This window comes from Thauera sp. DNT-1 (genome assembly GCF_055393985.1).
On record NZ_AP043752.1, the window covers coordinates 1,702,604 to 1,723,705 of the forward strand.

Consider the following 21,102-nt stretch of genomic DNA (forward strand, 5'->3'; position numbering starts at 1 on the left):
AAGCCTGCGCCACCTCGGCCGGCGCCGCAGGTGCGGAGCCCGAGCGAAGTCGCAATCGACCCCGCGCACCCCGCTTCGCATGCGTCCCGGCGCGTGTAGAGGCCATAATTCACGGCTTGTTCACGCCTTCCCGGGCACAATGCGGGGCAACATTCCGCCCGCTTAGGCCTCGTTCCCATCCAGATGAGTACATCGAACTCGATTCGCAGCGGCATCAAGTGGCTCGTCACCGGCAGCCTCGGCGGTCAGGTGCTTCAGTTCGCCTTCGGCATCGTGCTCGCGCGCCTGCTCGTCCCGGAGGATTTCGGCTTCATCGTCACCATCCAGATCTTCACGGGTTTCGTCGGCCTGATCAGCGGCGGCGGCATGGGGCAGGCGCTGGTGCAGTCCAAAGACGCGCAAGCGCGCGATTTCGACGTGGTGTTCACGGCGCAGTTGCTGATCGGCCTCCTGATCTTCGCCGGCTTCTACGTCGCTGCGCCCTGGTTCGCGCACACCTTCGGCGATGCGCTCTACGCCGACCTCGTCCGCGTCTCGGCGATCAGCTTCCTCCTGCGCCCCTTCGTGAACACGCGTGCGAGTGCGCTGCACCGCGACATGCGCTTCAAGGAGCGCTCCGTGATCGGGCTCGCCGTAGCGGTCCTCACCGGCCTCGCCAGCATCGCGCTCGCGGTGGTGGGCGCCGGCCCGTGGAGCCTGATCCTGTCGGGCATCCTGGGCAGCCTGATCACCCTCGCCATGCTCGACCGCGTGAGCGACCGCCGCCCGCAGCTGTGCCTGGACCTCGAGGTGGCACGACGCTTCGGCGCCTACGGGGTCAAGGTTTCGCTCAACGACCTCGCCGCCTATTTCACCAAGCAGGCCAGCAACGCAATCATCAGCCGGGTTGCGGGGCCCTCGGCGGTCGGTCTCTTCAACAAGGGCGAGAGCCTTGCCTGGCTGCCCTTCTCGACCGTGAGCGCTGCGGTCTACGACGCGGTCTTCCGCGCGATGGCGAAGGCGCAGGACCGCCCCGACGAGGTCAAGTATCTCTTCTATCGCATGATCGGCCTGATGGTCGTCTACACGCTGCCGATCTATATCGGCCTGGCGTGGATGGCGGAGCCCTTCATGCTCTTCGTCTATGGCGCGAAATGGGTTCCGTCCGCCGATCCGCTGCGCATCGTCTCGCTCGCCGGCCTGCTGATCTGCATCGGCCACCCCTGCGGCGCGGTACTCGCGGCGATGAACCGCCTCGGCCGCGAAGTGTGGATTCACATCGCGCAGGGCGTGCTGGTATCCGTCGCGTGCTACTACGGCCTGAAGCACTCGGGCATCAGCGGAGCCGCATGGGGCGTCTTCGCCGGCATCGCCTTCTCCACCCCGGTGATGTACTACCTCGCGACGCGCTGCTTCCCGAGCCGTCTCGGCGACCTGTGGCGCGCGCTCGCGCCCGGCCTCGGCCTCAACCTCATCCTGCTGGCGGTGCTGGCACTCGCCGATGCGGCACTCCCGGCGGACTGGCGTGAAATCCGTCCCGCCCTGTACATGCTGGTCACGGGCGGGTGCGCCGCGATCGCCTACGCCGCCGCCTTCCTTTTCCTTCCGCTCGCCACACTCGCGGACGAGAGCCTGCGCTGGCGCCGTACGCTCCGGCTCGCCCGCTGACGAACCATGAAGCACCTCGACCTCCTGGAGCACTTTTCGGCCGCCGACGGCGGCATCGCCATGCAGTTGCGGGGCGCGCAGCGGCGCCTCGGGTCGCATGACGGCGTCGACATCGTGCGCGACGATTTCGCCGACGAGGCCGCGAGCGCGCTCTTCCTGCGCGTCCAGCGGACCGCCACCGCGGAATCGGTCCGCCTGCGGCTCGCCGGCAACCACTTGTTGAAACGCTGCGCCATCGGCGGCTGGATGTTCGAGCCGACGACACCTGGCGAGGCCGTCTTCTGGGTGCCGCGCCTGCCGGTATGCCGGACCCTGGATGCCGTCGGCCGCATCCGCGCGGAATCACCGGCAACGCTGGCGAACATGGAGATCGGCGGCGGCGAGGTGGCGGCCACGTTCGAGCTCGCACCCGACCAGGTGCTCGATTGTGTCGTCTGGCGGCTGGAGTCCGAGGCGTCGGGCACGGACGGGAGCCGCGCCGCAGACGAGCTGATGACGGCAAGCGCACTCGAGTCCCAAGCTTTCTTCGCATACGCCTCCCATACCGCGACGCGATGCGCGGCGGATTTCTACACGCACATCGTGCACGGCCAGGTCTACGGCGCCTGCTGGGCCTGGCCCAAGAAGCTGAAGATCTGCGACGAGCTCGACGCGCTCGCCCTGCACATGGTCGCCAGCGCCCTCGGCCACAGCACCGGCAAGCGCGTCTACCGCCTGTTGCGCCGCCAGATCGTGCTGGCCGTCCTCTGCCGCCAGGACGCCGACGGCGGTTTCCGGCACGGCGAATGGACCGACGAGTACGAGAGCCACAACCGCCTCATCAATGGCGCGATGCAGTTGCTGGCCACCGAGTTCGCCGCCGCGCCCGAGCCGGCCCTGGAGGGCGCGCTTCGCCGGATCGCGCGCTATCTCGCCGAGCAGGTCGACCACACCGATGCCGGGGCCTGGTTCCTGCACGATTCGCTGGAGCGCTCCGAGGAAGGCATGCGCCACTACCCGCTGGCGTGGGAACGCGGACGCTGGCTGGGCAAGTCGCCGACGAACCTCCTCATCCTCAACACCCACCTCGACTGCATGCTGGCACTCGCCCGCGAGCGCGCGGTGTGCGGCGACGACACCCACGACGGACTGCTGCGCTCCGCCGAGGCCTGCCTGCGCACGGTGATGTCCGCGCGTCCGGCCGACTGGCTGTTCCGCCCGCTGCTCGCGGTGATCGCCCTCTCCTTGCTGCCGAAGGCGGAGCAGGAACAACTGCCGTTCGCGCGCCGCGCCTTGAAGCGGCTCGGCTGGAAATACCTGATTCCGCGCTGGCACCTGATCCGCCGACGCTTTCCACGCCTGCTGATGCCCGCCGGCTACATCGAACGCAGCCTCGGCCAAGCCGATTTCGTGCACCGCTACCACGGGGTGCACCTGATGGATTTCGAACGCCTGCTCGCGTGCGGCGCCGTCGACCCGAAAGACCCTCGGTGGACGTCCATCAGCGACGGCCTGGTCGACTTCGGCGTAAATAGCCGCGTCACCCGACTCTGGAAGGAGACCGCGGCCAGCCGGGACTCGCTCGCATTCTGGGCCGAGGGCTTGTACCGCCGCTGCCTGCGCACGCGCGCGCAGCGCGACCGCGAGCTGCTGGCGACCGCGGTGCTCGACCTGCACGATGCCGGTCTCGGCCTGCCGCCCTCGCTGCTCGGCGCCAACGGCGAGATCGTGCCCGCACAATCGGCCGCGCCCACGCCGTCTGCCGCGGATGCACGCCTCAGGGTGATCAACCTGGGCGCGCGCAAGACCCCCTGCCTCCTCGTGGTCAACACCGCCACGACGGACCTGCCGCTTGCCTTCGAGCCGCCGCTCACAGCCGCCCACCCCGGGTGGATGGACGCTACGCGGAGCGTGCCGGCGCGCGGCTGGATCCTGTTGCAGCCCGGCCCGTCCGACGCAGAGCCCGGCCCGGCCTCCTCCTCTCACGCATTCCTGCCTGCACGGCCCCGGTAACGATGAGCAACGCCCGCGCGATCGCCTTCCACCTGCCCCAATACCACCCCACCCCCGAGAACGACGAGTGGTGGGGCAAGGGCTTCACCGAGTGGACCAACACCACCCGGGCGAAGCCCCTCTACCCGGGCCACTATCAGCCGCACCTGCCGGCCGACCTGGGTTACTACGACCTGCGCCTGCCCGAGGCCCGCCACGCGCAGGCCGAGCTCGCCCGCGCATACGGCATCGAGGGCTTCTGCTACTACCACTACTGGTTCGGCGGACGGCGCATCCTCGAGCGCCCGGTCAACGAGATCCTCGCCAGCGGCGAGCCCGACCTGCCGTTCTGCCTGTGCTGGGCCAACCACAGCTGGAGCAACATCTGGCAGGGCGTGGCCGATCGCATGCTGATCGAGCAGACCTACCCGGGCATGGACGACCACCGCCGCCACCTCGAATGGCTGCTCGCCGCATTCCACGATCCGCGCTACATCCGCGTCGACGGCAAGCCGATGTTCCTGATCTACAACCCGCCCGACATTCCCGACGTGGCGCGGGTGATGGACTACTGGCGCGAGCTCGCTGCGCAGGCGGGGCTGCCGGGGCTGCACCTGGTCGCGGTGAATTACCTCGGCGCTGCGGTCGATCCGGCCGACTTCGGCATGGACGCCGCCACCTGGCAGCCGCTGCCGCCCAAGAGCGGCCACATCCCGTGGCGCTACCCGGCCTTGAAGGCGCGCATGCGCATGGCGAAGGGAAAATACAAGCTGACCGTGCTGGACTACGCCCGCATCATGAGCGGTCTGACCCGCGCCAGCCCGCCGCAATTCACCGAGTACCCCACGGTGCTCCCGAACTGGGACAACACCCCGCGCTCGGGTCTCAACGGACTGGTGCTGCACGGCTCGACCCCGGAGCTCTTCAAGACCGTGCTGCGCCGCGGCGTCGACCTGGTGCAGGGCTACCCGGCCGAGCAGCGCATCGTCTTCATCAAGGCCTGGAACGAGTGGGCCGAGGGCAACTACCTCGAACCCGACCAGCGCTTCGGCCACGGCTACCTGCGCGCGGTGCGCGAGGTCCTGCAGGAGACGCGCTGAAGTGTGCGGCATCAACGGGATCTTCGCCTACGCCCCCGCTGCTAACGCAGTGGACCGCGCCGAACTGCTGCGGGTGCGCGACACCATGATCGAGCGCGGCCCCGACGGTGCCGGCGTGTGGACCGGCGACGACGGGCGGATCGGCCTCGGCCACCGGCGCCTCGCCATCCTCGATCTCAGCGCGGCGGGCGCCCAGCCGATGCACTCGGCGGACGGCACGCTGGTGGTCAGCTTCAACGGCGAGATCTACAACTACCCCGAGCTGCGCGGCGATCTCGAGCGCGCCGGCGTCGAGTTCCGCTCCCATTCCGACACCGAGGTGCTGCTGCACCTGTATCGCCGTCACGGTCCCGCGATGGTGGGCCGCCTGCGCGGCATGTTCGCCTTCGCGCTGTGGGACGCGCGGGCGCGCAGCCTGCTGCTCGCGCGCGACCCCCACGGCATCAAGCCGCTGTATTACGCGGACGACGGCAGGACCCTGCGCTTCGCCTCCCAGGTCTCCGCCCTGCTGGCCGGCGAAGGCGTCGACACGCGCCCCGAACCCGCGGGAGCGGTCGGATTCCTGCTGTGGGGCTCGGTTCCGGAACCGTTCACGCTCTACCGCGGCATCCGCCTGCTGCCGGCAGGCTCGACCCTGCTGGTGAACGAAGCGGCCGGCGCCGGCGCGGCGGTACGCTACTGGAGCCTGTCCGCCGCCCTGCAGCGCTCGGTGCAGGCCGCGGCGGCCGTCCCGGCCGGCGGGGAGGCCGCCTTCATGCGCGAACGCCTGCTCGAGAGCGTGCGCGCCCACCTGCTCTCCGACGTTCCGGTCGGTGCGTTCCTGTCCGCAGGGCTGGATTCGTCCACCCTGGTCGGCCTCGCCCGCGAAGCCTCGCCCGCCCGCCTGCGCACGCTCACCCTGACGTTCGACGACCTGCAGGGCACGGCGCACGACGAATGTCCGGCCGCGAGCCTGATCGCCCGCCATCTGGACGTCGACCACACCTGCATCGTGCTCTCTGCGGGCGAACAGGAAGACGAGCTCGATCGCTTCTTCGCCGCGATGGACCAACCGACCATCGACGGCATCAACACCTGGTTCGTGAGCCGCGCAGCACAACAGGCCGGCCTCAAGGTCGCACTCTCGGGCCTGGGAGGGGACGAATTGCTCGGCGGCTACGCCACCTTCGCAGAGCATCCGCGGCTGCGCGCGCGCGCCCACGCCAGCCCCTGGCGGCACGCACCCCGGCTCTACCGCGGCGCCCACCGCCTGCTCGGCGCCCGCCTCGGCTGGCCGCCCAACGCGGCCGGGATCCCGGCTTGCGGCGCCGATCCGGAGGGCGCGTACCACCTGCTCAAGGGCGTGTTCATGCCCTGGGAACTGGACGGCGTGGTCGATGCCGACGTCCTCTGCGAAGGCCTGCAAGCCCTCGCCGAACACGATGCGGCTCACACCGAGGCGCTTGCGGGGCTGAACGACTTCGGCCAGGTCGCCTGCCTGGAGTCGGTGCGCTACATGCGCAACCAGCTGCTGCGCGACACCGACTGGGTCAGCATGTCGCACTCGCTGGAGATCCGGGTGCCGCTGGTGGACCACCTGCTCAGCGAGGCCCTGCTCGGTCTCGCCGCGAGCGGACGCCTCGGCCCGGGCAAGAGCATGCTGCCGCGGACGCTGGCACGCGGCCTGCCCGACGAGATCCTGAACCGCCCCAAGAGTGGTTTCGTCGTTCCCACCTGGCGCTGGCTGCGCCACCATCCGGGGCTCGATGCGTGGAAGTCCTTGCCCGCGCTGCGCCACCCGCGCATGTCCGATGGCCGGCGCTGGGCCTACACGCTGCTGAGCCGCCACCCGGCAGGCAAGGCCCTGATCCGCAACTGAACCAGCTCCGCCCGACCCCGCCCTTCATCGTCCGCCCCATGGAAACCAAGCCCGATCCGATCCCGCCCGCCACCAGCGCACGCATCAGCGTGGTGATGCCCTGCTACAACGCCGCGCCTTTCGTGCGCGAGGCGGTGGAATGCGTGATGGGGCAGACCCGTGGCGACGTCGAGCTCATCGTGGTCGACGACGGCTCGACCGACGCGAGCCGCGACCTCCTGCACGCGCTGGCGGCGGCGCACGGGCCGCGCATGCGGGTGCTGCACCAGGACCGCAAGGGCCCTTACCCCGCGCGCAACCTCGGCCTGCGCCACGCGAGCGGCGGCCTGGTCGCCTTTCTCGACGCCGACGACTACCTGAGCCCCGACTGCCTGGACAAGCTGGCCAACGCCCTCGAACGCACGGATGCGGACATCGCCTACTGCGGCTGGCAGAACGTCGGCGAGGGTGCGCCCGGCACCACGCCCTATGTGCCGCCCGACTATGCGGCGCTCGACACCGCGGCCGAGTTCCTGCGCGCCTGCCCCTGGCCGATCCACGCCGCCCTCGTGCGTCGCGCTGCGATCGACGCCGTCGGCGGCTTCTCGGAGCGCTGCTTCTCGGCGATGGACTACGATCTGTGGCTGCGCCTCTACGCCCACACGCAGAAGATCGTGCGCGTGCCCGAGGTGATGGCCTTCTACCGCTGGCACGGCGGCGGGCAGATCTCGAAGACGCGCTGGAAGCAGGTCCTCGACGCCCTGCGCGTGCGGCGCGACTTCGTCGCCGCGCACCCGGAGCGCATCGCCCACCTGCCCGCCGCCCGCCTGGCCGAGCTGACCGACGGCTACCTGCTGCGCGAGGCCTACCGCGCGTACTGGCGGCGCGAGCTCGACGACGCCCAGGTGCTGCTGCGCGCGGCCCTGCGCGAGGGCGCCTGGGGGGTGCGCGACCTCAAGTACATCCTGCCGGCCCTGCTGCCCGCCCCGCTCTTCCGCCGCCTCGTCGGACTCGCCGGGAGCACCGGATGAGGGCGGCGGCCCAGCCAGCCCGCCAGCATGGGGTCTACCGCAACACCCGCACACCCGCTACCCTGCCGCCCGAATCGCTCCTCTCCGCTCGAACACGATGACGACCTCCCCCGCCCAACGCGTCCCGGTCCTGATGTACCACCGCATCGGCGCTGCACACAACGACTGGGAACGCAAGTACTGCGTGAGCCCGGAAGCCTTTGCGGCACACATGGACACGCTCGCGCGCGCCGGCTGGAAGGCGGTGTCCATCGACGCCTTCTTCGCCTGGCTGGACGGCGGAGCGTCCCTGCCGGAGGGCGCCTTCCTGCTCACCTTCGACGACGGCTTCCGCGGCGTGCACGACCACGCCGGTCCGGTGCTGCGCAGGCTCGGCTGGCCGGCGACGGTCTTCCTGGTCAGCGCGCTCGTCGGCGAGCGCGACGCCTGGTGCGAGAAGCACAATCCGGACGGCCACACCTACCCGCTGATGGATCGCGCACAGATCCTCACGCTGCGCGCCCAGGGCTTCGCCTTCCACTCCCACACGCGCGACCATGCCGACCTGCCGACGCTCGACGACGCGGCGCTCCAGGCCCAGCTCGCCGGTGCGCGCGACGACCTCGAGGCCCTGCTCGGTGCGCCGGTCGACTACCTCGCCTACCCGTACGGGCGCTACGACGAACGCGTCCTGCACCAGGCGCGGCAGGCCGGCTACCGCGCCGCGTTCTCGGTGCAGCCCGGGTTCAACCGTCCCGAGGTCGACCGCTTCCGCCTGCGCCGGCTCGACGTGTTCGGCACCGACACCCCGGCGATGCTGCGCCGCAAGATCACCCTGGGCAGCAACGACGGCCGCCTGACGGCCGCGCTGCGCTACAACGCCGGCCGGGTCCTCGCCCGGCTCGGCATTCGTCACTGAGGCGGGATCATGGACGGCTCCACGCCCTTCATCACGGTCGCACTGTGCACCCACAACCACGCCGACCGCCTCGCACGCACGCTCGAGACGCTCGCCGACCTGCATCCTCCCGGACGGCCGTGGGAGCTGCTCGTGATCGACAACGGCTGCACGGACGCCACGCCCACGCTGCTCGCGCGCACCGCATGGCACCCCGCGGGGGTTGCGGTGCGGGTGGTGCGGGAAGAACGCCTCGGCTTGTCGAACGCGCGCAACCGCGCGCTGCGCGAGGCACGCGGCGAGTACCTGCTGTTCATGGACGACGACGAGACGCCAGACCCCGAGTGGCTGCGCGCCTATGAACAGGCGATGGAAGCGTTCGAGCCCGACGCGCTGGGCGGCCGCATCGAGGTCTTCTTCGAGGATGGCGTCCGGCCGCGCTGGCTGCAGGACGAGCTGCTCGGCTTCCTCGGCAAGCTCGACCACGGCGAGGCACGCTGGCTGGATGCGCCGGGGACGCCGATCTTCGGCGGCAACTTCGCCTTCCGCCGCGGCGTCTTCGACACCATCGGCGATTTCGACGCCCGCCTCGGACGCATGGGCAAGGCCAACATCGGCGGCGAGGACACCGAGATCTACCGTCGCCTGCTGGCGCACGGCTGCCGGGTGCGCTGGGTTCCGCAGGCGATCATCCACCACCGCATCCAGACCCCGAAGCTGCGCCGCGGCTATTTCCTCGACCTGCACTTCCGCCAGGGACGCACCGAAGGGTCGGCGAAGCGCGGCAGCGGCCGACGCATCCCGCCCCCCTACCTGATCGCGCAATGGCTGCGCGCCCTCGGCCGCGCCGCCGGACTCAGGCTACGCACAGGCGCCGACCATTCGCTGCGGATGGAGATGAACGCGGCCTACTTCTGCGGTTTCCTGCTCGGCTGGATGCGCGACCGCGGCTAAGCCGCCGCAGCGCCCCCCTGTCTCTCTGATTGGACCTGCCCCGATGTCATCGTTCCGGCTGTCGCACCTGCACAAGCTGCTCGACCCCGAGATCCGCGCCAAGAACCTCCAGTGGCTGCGCTGGCGGGCCCGGGAGCTCTACTGGTCGGCCGCCCATCCGGCCATGCCCGACCCGGTCTTCGTGATCGGCTGCTCGCGCTCGGGCACCACCGTCACCTTCGAGACGCTCGCCGCGTCCGGGCAGTACCTGCATTTCGACTACGAGCTGCCGCAGCTCTGGGACGGGCTGTACGGGCCGCTGAACAACGGCTGGGCATCGGAAGCCGCAGGCCCGGAACATGCCGACCACGCGCACCGCGAACGCGCGCTCGCCTACTTCTATGCGCGCCTCGGCGCCGGCCCGGTGCTCGACAAGACCTGCATCAACACGCTGCGCGTGGCCTACCTGCACAAGCTGTTCCCGCGCGCGAAGTTCGTCTTCATCCACCGCGATGGACGCGACAACATCAGCTCGATGATAGACGGCTGGCGGCTGGGCCGTACCGATGGCGGCTTCGGCCTGGAGAAATTCTTCGGCCCGTCGCCGGTGCCGGTGGAGATCAACGGCGGCGAGTTCCGCGAATGGCACTTCTTCCTGCCGCCGGGGTGGCGCGACTACAACCGGGCCAGCCTGGAAGAGGTATGCGCGTTCCAGTGGATCAGCGCCAACCGGCTCGCCCTCGACGCGGCGCGCGACGTGCCGGCGGCGCAGTGGATCCAGGTGCGCTACGAAGACATCTTCGAGCGCCCGGTGGAGATGTTCCGCACCGTGTTCGAACGCCTCGGCCTGCCCTTCGACGCGCGCATGGAGGCCCACTGCGCAGGACTCTCGGGGCGCCCGACCAGCATCGTCAAGGGCACGCCGAAGAAGCAGAAATGGAAGGAGAGCAACCCCGAGGCGATCGCGCGCATCCTGCCGGCGATCGCTCCGCTGATGCGCGAGCTGGGCTATGCGCTCGACGACTGAGCCGACGGTCAGCGTCGTCATCCCGGCCTTCAACGCCGCCTGGTGCATCCGGCGCGCGGTCGACAGCGTGCTGGCGCAGGACTTCACCGATTTCGAGCTGATCGTCGTGGACGACGGCAGCACCGACGACACCGCGGAGGTCCTGCGCGGCTACGGCGACGTGCTGCGCCTCGTCTCCCAGCCCAACGGCGGCATGAGCCGGGCGCGCAACGCCGGCATCCGCCTCGCACGCGGGCGCTACATCGCCTTCCTCGACGCCGACGACCGCTGGCTCCCCGCCAAGCTCGGGCGCCAGGTCGCACTGCTCGATCAGCGCCCGGAGCTGGCCTTCTGCGCCGCGACGGCGAGCCTCGAGGACCCGGACGGCAAGCCAGTCGGCATCTGGGCCTGCCAGGGCGACGGCACCGCCTCGGTGGCCGAGGTATTCGCCGCCCATGCGCTGATCGCGGGGGGCGCCTCGTCGGTGCTCGCGCGACGCGAGCCGGTGCAGGCGCTCGGCGGTTTCGACGAGGCCCTGTTCGGCGCGGAAGATACCGACCTGTGGATCCGTCTGGCCGCATGCGGCGGCTTCGCATGCATCCCCGAGGCGCTGGTGGTGGTACTCAAGCGCCCCGGCAGCGTGAGCCGGAACCGCGCGCGGATGCGCGCCGGCGCGCTGGCGATGACGCGCAAGAACCGTCACCTGCTGCCCGCCGACAAGCAGGGCGCCTACTGGCGCGCACTGTACGCGGGCACGCTGTGCGACTACGCCAAGTGGGCCTGCCGCGAGGGCGATCGCGGCGCTGCGCTCGCCGATCTCGCGCGCGCCTTCGCGTGCGCGCCCATCGGGCGGGGACGACTGATCGCCTCGATCGCGCTCGCCGTGCTCGCCGGAGGACGGCTATGAACGTCGCCACCGCCGCCCGCAGCCTCACCATCCTGATCTGCACGCACAACCGCGCGGACCTGCTCGCACGCGTCATCGATTCGCTCGAGTCCGCCCGCCAGCCTGCCGGCTGGAGTGTCCGCCTGTTCGTCGTGGCCAACGCCTGCACCGACGGCACGCACGAGTTCCTGGCCGGGCGCAGCGACCGCGCGGATCGGCTGGCGCTGTCGTGGATCGCGGAGCCCACGCCGGGAAAGTCGCATGCGCTCAACCGCGCCCTGCCCTTGCTGGAGGACGAGCTGGTCGCCTTCGTCGACGACGACCACCGCGTGGACGCCGACTACCTGCTCGGGGTCACCGCCGCCGCGGAGCGCTGGCCCGAGGCCGATCTCTTCTGCGGGCGGATCGTGCCCGACTGGGACGGCAGCGAGCCGGCCTGGGTGCACGACGAAGGCCCCTATCGCATCTACCCGCTGCCGGTCCCGCGCTACGACCAGGGCATGGAGGACTTCCCGATCGACCTCGAGGGGCCGATCCCGGGAGGCGGCAATCTCGTCGCCCGCCTGCCGGTGATCGGTGCGACGGGACCGTTCGCGATCGAACTCGGGCCGACCGGACACGATCTCGGCGGATCGGAGGACGCCGACTGGATCCTGCGCGCCTTGCGCAAGGGGGCCCGCCTGCATTACGCACCGCAGATCCTCCAGTACCACTATGTCGATAGCGAACGCCTGACCTTGTCCTACGTCGCACGCAAGGGGTACCAGCGCTCGCAATCGGTCACGCGGGTGCGCGCGGAGTTCGACCGGGTGCCGCGCTACATGTGGCGCAAGGCCGCGGGCTACGCCCTCGGGCTGGCGTTCTCGTGGCGGCTGCAGGCACGGCGCTTCTATCTGGTCCGCCTGGCTTCCTCGATGGGCGAGATCTCCGGCATCCGCGACCGCCACCGGCGCAAGCGCAGGCGTGCGGCACTGCCGATGCTCGGGGCGGAAGCGGGATCGGCGGCCTTGCTGGTGGCCGCCGCGCTCACGCTCGCGCTGGCGGCGGTGCTCGCGCGCCACTGGCTGGGCGAAGCCCTGCTCGGCGCCGGCGTGGTGGGCGCGCTGACGAGCGCGGTGCTGGTAGCCAAGTCGGTGCGGGATTTCTCGCGCACCGGACCGGGCCTGCGCGAAGAGATCCTCGCGCGCTATCGCGGCTACGTCGTCTTCGCCATCGCCCGCCTGGGGCTCGCGGCCCTCGGCCTCGCCGCGTTCTGGGCCTTCCCGGGCACCGCGCTGTGGATCACTGCGGCGGAAGCGCTCGGTCGGGAACCGCCGCTGTGGACGACTGCCGCGGGCGGCGCCCTCACCCTCGCGCTCGCGACGGTGTATGCCGGCTGCCGAGCACTTTCGCAAAACCCGGGCCTGGTGATCGCGTCCTGGCAATATCGCACCGTCCGCATCCATCGCCTGTGGCGCGCGCTGTCGCAGCGCGGTCTCGACCTCATCGCGCGCATCGTGCTGGCGACCGGAATCGGCCTGGTCGGGGCGATCGCGTTGCTGCGCTACCACCAGGGCGGCAGCGCGGACGCGGGGGCCATGCTGCTCGTCACCTGCGGCTACATCGCGCTGCTCGCCTGGGCGATCTGGGAGCCCGACGGCACACACGCCCCCACCCCGCGACGGCGCGCGCGGCGCAACGTGTTGATGATCGGCAGCGATACGCTCCGGGCCGACCGCATCGGCGCGCAACGCGAAGGCGCGTCGATCACCCCGAACATCGACGCGCTGGCCGCACGAGGCACCCGCTTCGGCGCCTGCTACGTCCCCTGCGCGCGCACCGCGCCGAGCCTGATCTCGCTGTTCACCGCGACCTGGCCGCACCACCACGGGGTGCGCGACAACTACGTGGCCGGCGCCGAGACGCGGCTCGAAGACAAGACCCTGCCGAACATCCTGCGCGCACTGGGCTATCGCACCGCGGCGGTTTCCGACTGGTGCGGCGCCGATCTGGGCAAGTTCGATTTCGGCTTCGACATCACCGATCTGCCCGAGGATCAGTGGAACCTGAAGTACCTCATCCGCCAGGGCCCGAAGGACATCCGCCTGTTCCTGTCGCTGTTCCTGCACAATCGTCTCGGCCGTCACCTTCTTCCCGAGATTCACTACCTCGGCGGCGTGCCCCAGACCGGCATGCTCGGACGCCGCGCGCGACGCACGCTGTCGCGTTTGGCTGCGGGCGACGAACCCTTCCTGCTCAACCTCTTCTATTCGACCACGCATCCGCCTTTCGCATCGGAGCACCCCTACTACACCCGGTTCTCCGATCCTGCCTATTCCGGCGCGTCCAAGTTCGCCATGGCCCGGCTGACCGAGCCGTTCGAGATCATCCGCCGCCAGGGCGAGCCGCGCGAGGAATTCGACCTCGACCAGATCCTCGATCTCTACGATGGCTGCGTGGCCCAGTTCGACGACGAGGTCGGGCGCCTGCTGCGCCAGCTCGACGACAGCGGCCTCGCGGAGGACACCATCGTGGTGCTCTACAGCGACCACGGCATGGAGTTCTTCGAGCACGGCACCTGGGGCCAGGGCAACTCCGCCCTGGGCGACTTCAGCGCGCGCGTGCCGCTGATCGTCGTCGACCCGGCCCGACCGGGCGGCCAGCGCGTCGACCAGGTGGTGCGCAGCGTGGACATCATGCCGACCCTGCTCGATCTGCTCGGTGCGCCCTCGGTCGGCTGCGACGGGGTGTCGCTGCGCCCGGCGATCGCCGATCCGACGACGGACCTGCACCTGCGCGCGTTCAACGAGACCGGGATCTGGATCGCACCGGTCCCCGGTCTGCCCGAAGGACACCTGAGCTATCCCAACCTGCTGGAACTGCTCGACGTTCCGGACATCGCGGCGGGCAGCCTGTCGCTGCGCGAGCGCTACCGCCAGACGGTACTGGTCGCCAAGGACCGCATGGTGCGGGACGGGCGCTGGAAGCTCGTCTACCAGCCGCTCGAGCACGGCAGGCTTCTCAGCCTGTACGACGTCGAGAGCGACCCCGGGTGCACCGCGGACGTCGCGTCCCGGCATCCCGCAGAGGTCGAGCGCCTGTGGGCGCAGCTGCGCGCCTGGATGGCGAACGACCCGGCGCTGCGCGGGGATCCCCGCCTGGATCTGCCGCCGACGCCCGCGGCGACCTCAGCCGCCAGCACGCCGGAAGCGGATCTCGCGCCCGAGATGCGGTAGCGGGATCACGATCTCCGCATCGGCTGCGGGAACATGATCGCGGTAGCGATGGAGGACGATCCGCTCCGGCGCCTCGGCCCCGCCGGCGGCATGCACGGGAAACTCGGCGACGCGTTCGAAATCGGCTTGCGCGAGCAGCTCGGCAAGCATCTCGAACTCGGGAACGCCGACGATGTCCGGGCGCTCGATCACCACGTATTCGATTCCGTAGCGTCGAATCAAGGCGCGGATGTCGTCCATGCCGGAGACGTGCGAGCTCATGCCGAAGTACTTGTGTACCGCGAGCGAGACCAGGACCTTGTCCGCGCGCAACACCACGGCCTCGCGCGCATGGTCGAGCTGCCGCAGATGGAAGATGAAGCTGCCGTCATGCTTGCCGGCAAACAGCACGGGAGCGCCTGTCCGCCGCTCGTGGACCGCCTGCGCCACCTCGCGATAGCCGTCGATCCGCGGGACCGGCTGCGTCAGCGTTCGCCAGCCCTGGAAAGCGAGCATGACCACGAGCAGGACGAGGAAGCCGTCGTGCGATCGCCGCCCCCGCAGCAGGAACAGCGGACGGGCGGCCAGCACGGCGAGCGCAGGCAGGGCATATAGCGTGTAGCGCGGCGCATTGCCCGCACCGCCGAGCACCAGCGTCATCACCACGTACCAGCACAGCAGCCAGGCGTGGATCAGGGCCAGCCGGCCCTCGCCCTGGCGGGCCGGAAGCAGCGCCCCCGCGAGCGACAGCAGCGCCAGCGGCCAGCCCCAGACCTCGATCAGGGCCCGCGGATAGGTCAGCCAGCGTTCGAGCGAGAGGCGGGCCGCACTTTGTCCGACTTCGACCCGGCTGTCCCCGACGGTGGCCGCGAGGCCGAGATTGCCGAACTTGAGCGCATGCAGCGCGACCAGGGCGATCGCCAGCGCCGCGATCAGATAGGCGGGCACGGCCTGCACGCGCCACAGGGCGGCACGCCGCGACGAGATCAGGCCGTACGCCAGCAGCGCCGGCAGCAGGAGCGCGACGGTCTGCTTGACCGCCAGTGCGGCGGCGATCGCCAACCCGGCCGCGATGGCCCGCGACCATGCCGGGCGGTCGAGATAGCGCTCGAAGGTCCACACCACGAGGACGAGCAAGGCGATCGCCGGCGCCTCGAGCATGACGCTGCGCGCCCAATGGTTCCACTCCGGGACCGCGATGAACAGTGCCGTCGCCATGAAGGCCATCAGGGGGTTCCAGCCCGTGCGCACCCAGTCGAACCACAGCCCGGCGGCGAGCAGGACGAAGGCGAACACGGTCCAGTGCGCAACCGTCTCGCTGACCCCGAAGAGCGCGAAGAAACCGGCCTCGACGAAATAGAAGCCGGGCAGGTACCAGTTGAGCGCGAGCGCAGGATACTGCGCGAAATAGCGCAGGGCGTAGCCCATCGGGTCGTCGAGCGGCAGGTCGCGCAGCAGGTCGAGGATGAACACCCCGCCCATCGCATGCCGCGTCTCGTCGGTCCACCAGAATCCGCTCCCACCCAGCGCGGGCGCGAGAAAGAGCGCGGAGAGGGCGAAGAGGAGCGCACAGGGAAGCCAGGATCTCATGGCGGGGAGCCCTCGGGAGATGGATCGGGAACGGGCAGCGGCCCGAGTTGCTCGAGCACGAAGCCGGTGGTCTGCAGCAGCGGCGCGGCACCGGCCAGGGGCGGATCGCCGACCCGCCGCAGATGGAGCACGCGATGCCCGACCAGGCTGGTGCGCAAGGCCGCGGCATCTCCGAAGCCGGTGCAGAAGCGTACCGGCTCGTGGGCGCGGTCGCGGCGAAGCTCGCAGCGCCCGGGGTTGGTGGGGTCGCCCGCCAGTGCCATGTGCGCATCGGCCGGATAGGCCGGCCCGTAGAAGCGCACCAGGTTGAGGTATTCCTGTTTGACGGACGGGGCTGCGATCAGGATTCCCGGCCGCCCCTCTCCGCCGAACACCTGCGCGCTGATCGCCGCCATCTCCCGGGGGACGTAATCGACGCGCTCGTAGCGCGGCACGAACATCGCCGCACCGAGGCGCTGGATCCGCCAGAGACCCGGTTGCTCGACGAACCAGCCATAGATCGGGGGTCTCGACATCAGGACGAAAACCACCGCCAGGCCGAGGGCCGCGCACCTCTGCCGCGCCCCCAGCACAAAGGTCCAGCCCGCCGCCGACAGCAGGATCAGGGGAGGGACGAGGCCGATCAGCATGCGGGTCTGGACGGCGGAGTCGGAGGCGATCAGCGCCCATGAGGGCAGGCCCGCGAGCAGCAGCCACAGGACGCCGAAACGCACCACCCGCGAGCCGCGGAACCGCGGCAGCGCGAACACGGCCCCGAGCCAGAGCATGCCGCCGGCGACGAACACCAGGTTTCCCGCATGCACCCCCTCGCGCGCGCGCTGTGCAAGGCTTGCGGCGAAGGCCAGATAGCTGCGCGGGTCCGCCAGCGGGTGGAAGACGAACGCATAGGTGGCGTAGCCGAGCAGGGCCGTCCCCCCTGCGAGGACGAAGCGGCGCAGCGTCCGTGCGCGTGCCTCCGCGGCGCCGGCAAAAGGCAGATAGGCGAGCATGAACGCCAGCCAGATCCACACGCTCTCCACCCGCACGGTGTAGCCGAGGAAGGCCAACCCTCCGGAGACCGCCGCCAGCCAGCCCGCGGCCGTGGCGGTCGACGCCAGCAAGGCCCACACCGCCGCAGCGCCGAGCCCGAAGCTGAGCACCTCGCTCACCAGGTTGCCGCTCAGGTAACCATGGACATCGGACAGCACGAACAGAAGGGCACTCGACGCCAGCCCACCGGCCCCGACCGCACCCGGCTCGAGTGCTCGTCCGGCGAGATGGCTCACCCGGCACCAGGCCAGCAGGCCGAGCGGCATGGCGAGGACGAACATCCAGTGGGCGGCCGTGATCGCCGCATCCGTGCTTCCGAACGCGGCGACCGGCGCGCCGAGCAGCGCGATGTGGCCGAGACGGCTCGATCGCCAGAAAGCCTCCGAGTAGCTCTCGTCCTCGGGCCAGGCACCGGCGAGCTGGGCGACGATCTCCTGCGCATTGCGTGCGACATCGACGAGGTAGGCGGTCTCGGCGAAGCGCTTGGCCTGATAGAGGTAGATCGGCGCGTCCCAGTGCACGTCCGCGAGCGGTGCGCGCGACAGCGCGACGAGCAGCATCGCGAGCCCGACCGCTAGCCAGAGTACGCGGGTCCTGCCCGCCACCCGGCCGCGCCCCCCACCCGACGCGCAGCCCCCGCCCGCGCCCGGCAGGCAAGCTCGATGGTGACTCATGCGGATGCGTCGTGCGGGTGGCAGGCGGCGCTCAGAGCGCGGCGAGCACTTGCTGGATGATCTCGGCCTGCGCGTCCTCCATGCCCAGCCACAGGGGCAGCCGCACCAGACGGTCGGCGATGTTCTCGGTGACGCTCAGTTCGCCGTGGGCACGACCGAAGCGGCGGCCCGCCGGCGCATCGTGCAGCGGGATGTAGTGGAACACGCAGTGGATCCCGAGGCCGCGCAGGCGCTCGATGAAGGCCGTGCGTTGCTCCAGCCCCGGCAGCAGCAGGTAGTACATGTGGGCGTTGTGCCCGCAATGTGCGGGGATCACCGGGCGCCGCAGCCTGCCCTGGCGCTCGGCCTCGGCAAACCACTGGTGGTAGGTGTTCCAGATGCCCAGGCGGCGACGGGTGATGCTGTCGGCCTCCTCCATCTGCGCCCACAGGAAGGCGGCGATGAGTTCTCCGGGCAGGTAGGACGAGCCGATGTCCACCCAGGTGTATTTGTCCACCTGGCCACGGAAGAACTGGGAGCGGTTCGTGCCCTTCTCGCGGATGATCTCCGCGCGCTCGGCGCGCCCCGGAGCATTGACCAGCAGGGCGCCACCCTCGCCCGAGATGATGTTCTTGGTCTCGTGGAAGGAGAGCGCCCCCATGTGCCCGATCGCGCCGAGCGGCCGGCCCTTGTAGCTCGCCATCACCGCCTGCGCGGCATCCTCGACGACGAGCAGGTCGTGGCGGCGGGCGATGTCCATGATCGTGTCCATCTCGCAAGCGACGCCCGCGTAGTGCACCGGCACGATCGCGCGCGTGCGCGCGGTGATCGCCGCCTCGATCAGACGCTCGTCGATGTTGAGCGTGTCCGGGCGGACGTCGACGAACACCGGCACCGCGCCCCGCAACACGAAGGCATTCGCGGTGGACACGAAGGTGTAGGCCGGCATGATGACCTCGTCGCCCGGCTCCAGGTCGGCGAGGATCGCCGCCATCTCGAGCGCGGCGGTGCACGAATGGGTCAGCAAGGCCTTGGAGGCACCGGTACGCGCCTCGAGCCAGCGCGAGCACTGGCGGGTGAAGTTCCCGTCGCCCGCAAGGTGGCCGTTGGCGTGGGCCTGGGCGATGTACCAGAGTTCCTTGCCCGTCATGTGGGGCTTGTTGAAGGGGATGTTCATGGCTGCGGCCCGGTCGAGTGCGAGTGAGGAACGGAATTCGGACGGAAGACCCAAAACTTCTGCAGAAGAAACAGCAGGATCGCGAGCACGACGATCGACACGCCCTGGACGAGCTGATGGGGATGGCCCATGCGGTCGACCAGCACCATCAGCGCGACCAGGTTGAGCAGGTAACCCGCTGCGTAGGAGAGACAGTAGCGCACGAACGCCGGCCCGTGCATCCCGCCGTGTCGGAAGGACCAGCGCTTGTTGAAGACGAAGGTCTGCACCACCCCGAGCAGATAGAGCACGCTCATGGCGAGCTTGGCCCCGACGCCTGTCGCCGTCAGCGCGAGATAAGCCAGGTAGAGCACCACGTTCGATGCCAGCCCCACCGTCGCGTAGCGGACGAACTGGCCCAGGGTGGCTTGCGCGCTCATGCAAGCCGAACCCTGTGGAAAGTCATCGAGGGCGCCGGGAAGCTGAAGCCGAGACGCGCATAGAGGTTGAGCACCCGATGGTTGCGCGCCACGATGCTGGTACGCACCCGGGTCGCCCCTTCGAGGCGCGCCTGGTTCATCATCGCGCGCCAGGCGCGCAAGCCGTAGCCCCTGCCCTGCCGCTGCGGCACGACCGCGTTGAGATGCCAGTAGCAGGTGCCGTCGGCAAGCTGCTCGGTGACGAAGAAGGCGACCAGTTCGGCCCCTTCGCGCACGGCATGGAGGCGTTGCGAGGGATGCTCGAGGCTGCTGCGCACCCAGTTCTGGTAGCGCAGGTCGCCAAGCCGCGATGGCAGCCGCGGGTCGACGTGGAAACGTTCGTTCCGGAAGGCGCCTCCCGCCACCTCGACGATTTCCTCCAGATCTTCAGGTCGCGCTCGTTCGACCACCAGTCCCTGTGCATCGCGCGGCCCGGCCGACTGCAGGTCGCCGAACTCGGGCTGGAAGACCATCTCGATGAAACGAAAGCCGACCTCCTCGAGCAGCATCGATTCGCGCAGCCGATCATGGGGGAGCCGGCAGCTCGCCAGCCCCACGCCCCCGACCTCGCATGCGGCGACGAAGGGCGCCAGATCCGCCGCGCTGGCGCCCGTGCGGGCTTCGATGCGCGACACCTGCACCACCGGATGGCCGAATACCGCCGTGTCCCAGGGGGCCTCCGCCCATTCGAGGCGGAGCTCAGCCATGTCGATGCGGCCGTGCAGGGGGTGGGAGGGGGCGGCTTCAGCAGCACTGGTCATGGACAGTCTCCGTGTCGCACTGCGCAGCGGTGGAGGATCGCAGCGCATAGGGCGGACGCTCCATCGAGCGGAAATGCATCCTCGCCAGGTACTCCCCGAAGATCCCCAGCGCGAACAGCTGGACGCCCGAGAAGATCGCGATGATCGAGGCCAGGAAGGGGAATCCGGGCACCGCGCTTCCGTCGACGAGATAGCGCAGGAGCACGTACAGGAGCACCAGGAAGCCCATCGACCCGAAAGCCAGCCCGAGCACGCTGGCGACCTGCAGCGGCAGCACCGAGAAGCCGGTCATCATGTTGATCGCATGATTGATGAGCTTGCGCAGGGTGTAGCCGGAATCGCCGACGGCACGCTCGTCCTGGCGAACGAGAACGGAGCCGAAACGCGTCGTGCCCCAGGTGAGCAGCACGTCGATATTGACCGACGGGCTGCGGTAGGCCGAGAAGGCCTCGCGCAGGCGGGCGCGGAAGACGCGGAACGCGCTCACCTTGCTCGCCGACTCCACGCCCATCGCCCCCTGCAGCGCGAGCTTGGTGATCCTCGAGGCCTGGTCGCGCAGGAAGCCGTGCGTCTCGGCCTGTGGCGAACCATAGACGACGTCGTAGCCTTCATCCAGTCTGGCCAGCAGGCGATGGATCTCTTCCGGCGGATTCTGCAGGTCGTCGTCCAGCGTCACGACGAGCTCGCCGCGCGCGGCCCGAATGCCGCACAGCAGGGCGTTGTGCTGGCCGTAGTTGCGCGCCAGGCGCAGGCCGAGCACGCGGGGATCGGCCGCAGCCAGCTGCTCGATGACGCTCCAGGAGTCGTCGCCGCCGCAGTCTTCCACGAGGATGATCTCGAACGGCCGGCCGATCTGCTCGAGCGCGCCGACGAGCCGTCGATGCAGTTCGGGCAGCATGGCCTGCGAGCGATAGACCGGAACGATGGCGGAAATATCGATGGACATGGTCGT

Annotated in this window: 16 protein-coding genes; 10 read left to right on the plus strand and 6 right to left on the minus strand. The window is 69.9% G+C overall.

The window, feature by feature from the left end:
* The first annotated feature begins 183 nt into the window (after positions 1–183).
* The 10 genes from ACZ5PP_RS07865 (at position 184) to ACZ5PP_RS07910 (ending at position 14,503) form a co-directional block, all read left to right on the plus strand.
* Positions 184–1,647: a lipopolysaccharide biosynthesis protein gene (locus tag ACZ5PP_RS07865; RefSeq protein ID WP_004324858.1), complete on the plus strand. Its 1,464-nt coding sequence runs from the start codon at positions 184–186 to the stop codon at positions 1,645–1,647.
* Positions 1,648–1,653: 6 nt separating this feature from the next.
* Positions 1,654–3,639 carry a hypothetical protein gene (locus tag ACZ5PP_RS07870; protein WP_012585875.1) on the plus strand — a complete coding sequence of 662 codons (1,986 nt, stop codon included), beginning with the start codon at positions 1,654–1,656 and terminating at the stop codon, positions 3,637–3,639.
* Between the two features lie 2 nt (positions 3,640–3,641).
* A complete protein-coding gene (locus ACZ5PP_RS07875) occupies positions 3,642–4,718 on the plus strand; it encodes a glycosyltransferase WbsX family protein (protein ID WP_043743754.1) in 1,077 nt (358 codons plus the stop codon).
* Position 4,719: 1 nt separating this feature from the next.
* The gene (gene asnB, locus ACZ5PP_RS07880; RefSeq protein ID WP_464826939.1) at positions 4,720–6,576 is read left to right on the plus strand and encodes an asparagine synthase (glutamine-hydrolyzing); all 1,857 of its coding nucleotides are present in this window, start codon (positions 4,720–4,722) and stop codon (positions 6,574–6,576) included.
* Positions 6,577–6,614: 38 nt separating this feature from the next.
* Complete coding sequence (locus tag ACZ5PP_RS07885) at positions 6,615–7,586, plus strand: glycosyltransferase family 2 protein (RefSeq protein ID WP_004299576.1); 972 nt, start codon at positions 6,615–6,617, stop codon at positions 7,584–7,586.
* A 97-nt stretch (positions 7,587–7,683) separates the two neighbouring features.
* The gene (locus ACZ5PP_RS07890; protein WP_464826940.1) at positions 7,684–8,484 is read left to right on the plus strand and encodes a polysaccharide deacetylase family protein; all 801 of its coding nucleotides are present in this window, start codon (positions 7,684–7,686) and stop codon (positions 8,482–8,484) included.
* A 9-nt stretch (positions 8,485–8,493) separates the two neighbouring features.
* Positions 8,494–9,417, plus strand: a complete 924-nt coding sequence (locus tag ACZ5PP_RS07895) for a glycosyltransferase family 2 protein (RefSeq protein WP_004299580.1) — start codon at positions 8,494–8,496, stop codon at positions 9,415–9,417.
* Between the two features lie 43 nt (positions 9,418–9,460).
* On the plus strand, positions 9,461–10,423 hold the full coding sequence (locus tag ACZ5PP_RS07900; protein WP_004299582.1) for a sulfotransferase family protein: 963 nt from the start codon (positions 9,461–9,463) through the stop codon (positions 10,421–10,423).
* Positions 10,407–11,309, plus strand: a complete 903-nt coding sequence (locus ACZ5PP_RS07905) for a glycosyltransferase family 2 protein (protein WP_012585878.1) — start codon at positions 10,407–10,409, stop codon at positions 11,307–11,309. The genes ACZ5PP_RS07900 and ACZ5PP_RS07905 overlap by 17 nt, the downstream gene beginning before the upstream one ends.
* Positions 11,306–14,503, plus strand: coding sequence for a sulfatase-like hydrolase/transferase (locus ACZ5PP_RS07910; RefSeq protein WP_043743761.1), 3,198 nt, complete (start codon positions 11,306–11,308; stop codon positions 14,501–14,503). Before ACZ5PP_RS07905 ends, ACZ5PP_RS07910 begins: the two co-directional genes overlap by 4 nt.
* Here ACZ5PP_RS07910 and ACZ5PP_RS07915 read toward each other — a convergent pair.
* The 6 genes from ACZ5PP_RS07915 to ACZ5PP_RS07940 are packed head-to-tail and all read right to left on the minus strand — an operon-like array spanning position 14,456 to position 21,096.
* Complete coding sequence (locus ACZ5PP_RS07915) at positions 14,456–16,072, minus strand: ArnT family glycosyltransferase (RefSeq protein WP_004299587.1); 1,617 nt, start codon at positions 16,070–16,072, stop codon at positions 14,456–14,458. The two genes, ACZ5PP_RS07910 and ACZ5PP_RS07915, sit on opposite strands and share 48 nt — an antisense overlap.
* On the minus strand, positions 16,069–17,775 hold the full coding sequence (locus ACZ5PP_RS07920) for a hypothetical protein (RefSeq protein WP_245537127.1): 1,707 nt from the start codon (positions 17,773–17,775) through the stop codon (positions 16,069–16,071). The genes ACZ5PP_RS07915 and ACZ5PP_RS07920 overlap by 4 nt, the downstream gene beginning before the upstream one ends.
* A gap of 31 nt (positions 17,776–17,806) precedes the next feature.
* Positions 17,807–18,931 (minus strand): dTDP-4-amino-4,6-dideoxygalactose transaminase, encoded by a 1,125-nt coding sequence (rffA, locus tag ACZ5PP_RS07925; RefSeq protein WP_004299592.1) that lies wholly within the window; start codon positions 18,929–18,931, stop codon positions 17,807–17,809.
* Positions 18,928–19,350, minus strand: a complete 423-nt coding sequence (locus tag ACZ5PP_RS07930; RefSeq protein ID WP_004299595.1) for a GtrA family protein — start codon at positions 19,348–19,350, stop codon at positions 18,928–18,930. The genes rffA and ACZ5PP_RS07930 overlap by 4 nt, the downstream gene beginning before the upstream one ends.
* Entirely contained in the window at positions 19,347–20,150 is an 804-nt protein-coding gene (locus ACZ5PP_RS07935) for a GNAT family N-acetyltransferase (protein WP_004299596.1), read from the minus strand. Before ACZ5PP_RS07935 ends, ACZ5PP_RS07930 begins: the two co-directional genes overlap by 4 nt.
* Complete coding sequence (locus tag ACZ5PP_RS07940) at positions 20,134–21,096, minus strand: glycosyltransferase family 2 protein (RefSeq protein WP_004299598.1); 963 nt, start codon at positions 21,094–21,096, stop codon at positions 20,134–20,136. Before ACZ5PP_RS07940 ends, ACZ5PP_RS07935 begins: the two co-directional genes overlap by 17 nt.
* Positions 21,097–21,102: the final 6 nt, after the last annotated feature.

Bases quoted from the DNA above. Each gene is read 5' to 3' on its own strand.
- ACZ5PP_RS07865 (WP_004324858.1), top strand. From the start codon at position 184: ATGAGTACATCGAACTCGATTCGCAGCGGCATCAAGTGGCTCGTCACC.
- ACZ5PP_RS07870 (WP_012585875.1), top strand. From the start codon at position 1,654: ATGAAGCACCTCGACCTCCTGGAGCACTTTTCGGCCGCCGACGGCGGC.
- ACZ5PP_RS07875 (WP_043743754.1), top strand. From the start codon at position 3,642: ATGAGCAACGCCCGCGCGATCGCCTTCCACCTGCCCCAATACCACCCC.
- ACZ5PP_RS07885 (WP_004299576.1), top strand. From the start codon at position 6,615: ATGGAAACCAAGCCCGATCCGATCCCGCCCGCCACCAGCGCACGCATC.
- ACZ5PP_RS07890 (WP_464826940.1), top strand. From the start codon at position 7,684: ATGACGACCTCCCCCGCCCAACGCGTCCCGGTCCTGATGTACCACCGC.
- ACZ5PP_RS07895 (WP_004299580.1), top strand. From the start codon at position 8,494: ATGGACGGCTCCACGCCCTTCATCACGGTCGCACTGTGCACCCACAAC.
- ACZ5PP_RS07900 (WP_004299582.1), top strand. From the start codon at position 9,461: ATGTCATCGTTCCGGCTGTCGCACCTGCACAAGCTGCTCGACCCCGAG.
- ACZ5PP_RS07905 (WP_012585878.1), top strand. From the start codon at position 10,407: ATGCGCTCGACGACTGAGCCGACGGTCAGCGTCGTCATCCCGGCCTTC.
- ACZ5PP_RS07910 (WP_043743761.1), top strand. From the start codon at position 11,306: ATGAACGTCGCCACCGCCGCCCGCAGCCTCACCATCCTGATCTGCACG.
- ACZ5PP_RS07915 (WP_004299587.1), bottom strand. From the start codon at position 16,072: ATGAGATCCTGGCTTCCCTGTGCGCTCCTCTTCGCCCTCTCCGCGCTC.
- ACZ5PP_RS07920 (WP_245537127.1), bottom strand. From the start codon at position 17,775: ATGAGTCACCATCGAGCTTGCCTGCCGGGCGCGGGCGGGGGCTGCGCG.
- rffA (WP_004299592.1), bottom strand. From the start codon at position 18,931: ATGAACATCCCCTTCAACAAGCCCCACATGACGGGCAAGGAACTCTGG.
- ACZ5PP_RS07930 (WP_004299595.1), bottom strand. From the start codon at position 19,350: ATGAGCGCGCAAGCCACCCTGGGCCAGTTCGTCCGCTACGCGACGGTG.
- ACZ5PP_RS07935 (WP_004299596.1), bottom strand. From the start codon at position 20,150: ATGACCAGTGCTGCTGAAGCCGCCCCCTCCCACCCCCTGCACGGCCGC.
- ACZ5PP_RS07940 (WP_004299598.1), bottom strand. From the start codon at position 21,096: ATGTCCATCGATATTTCCGCCATCGTTCCGGTCTATCGCTCGCAGGCC.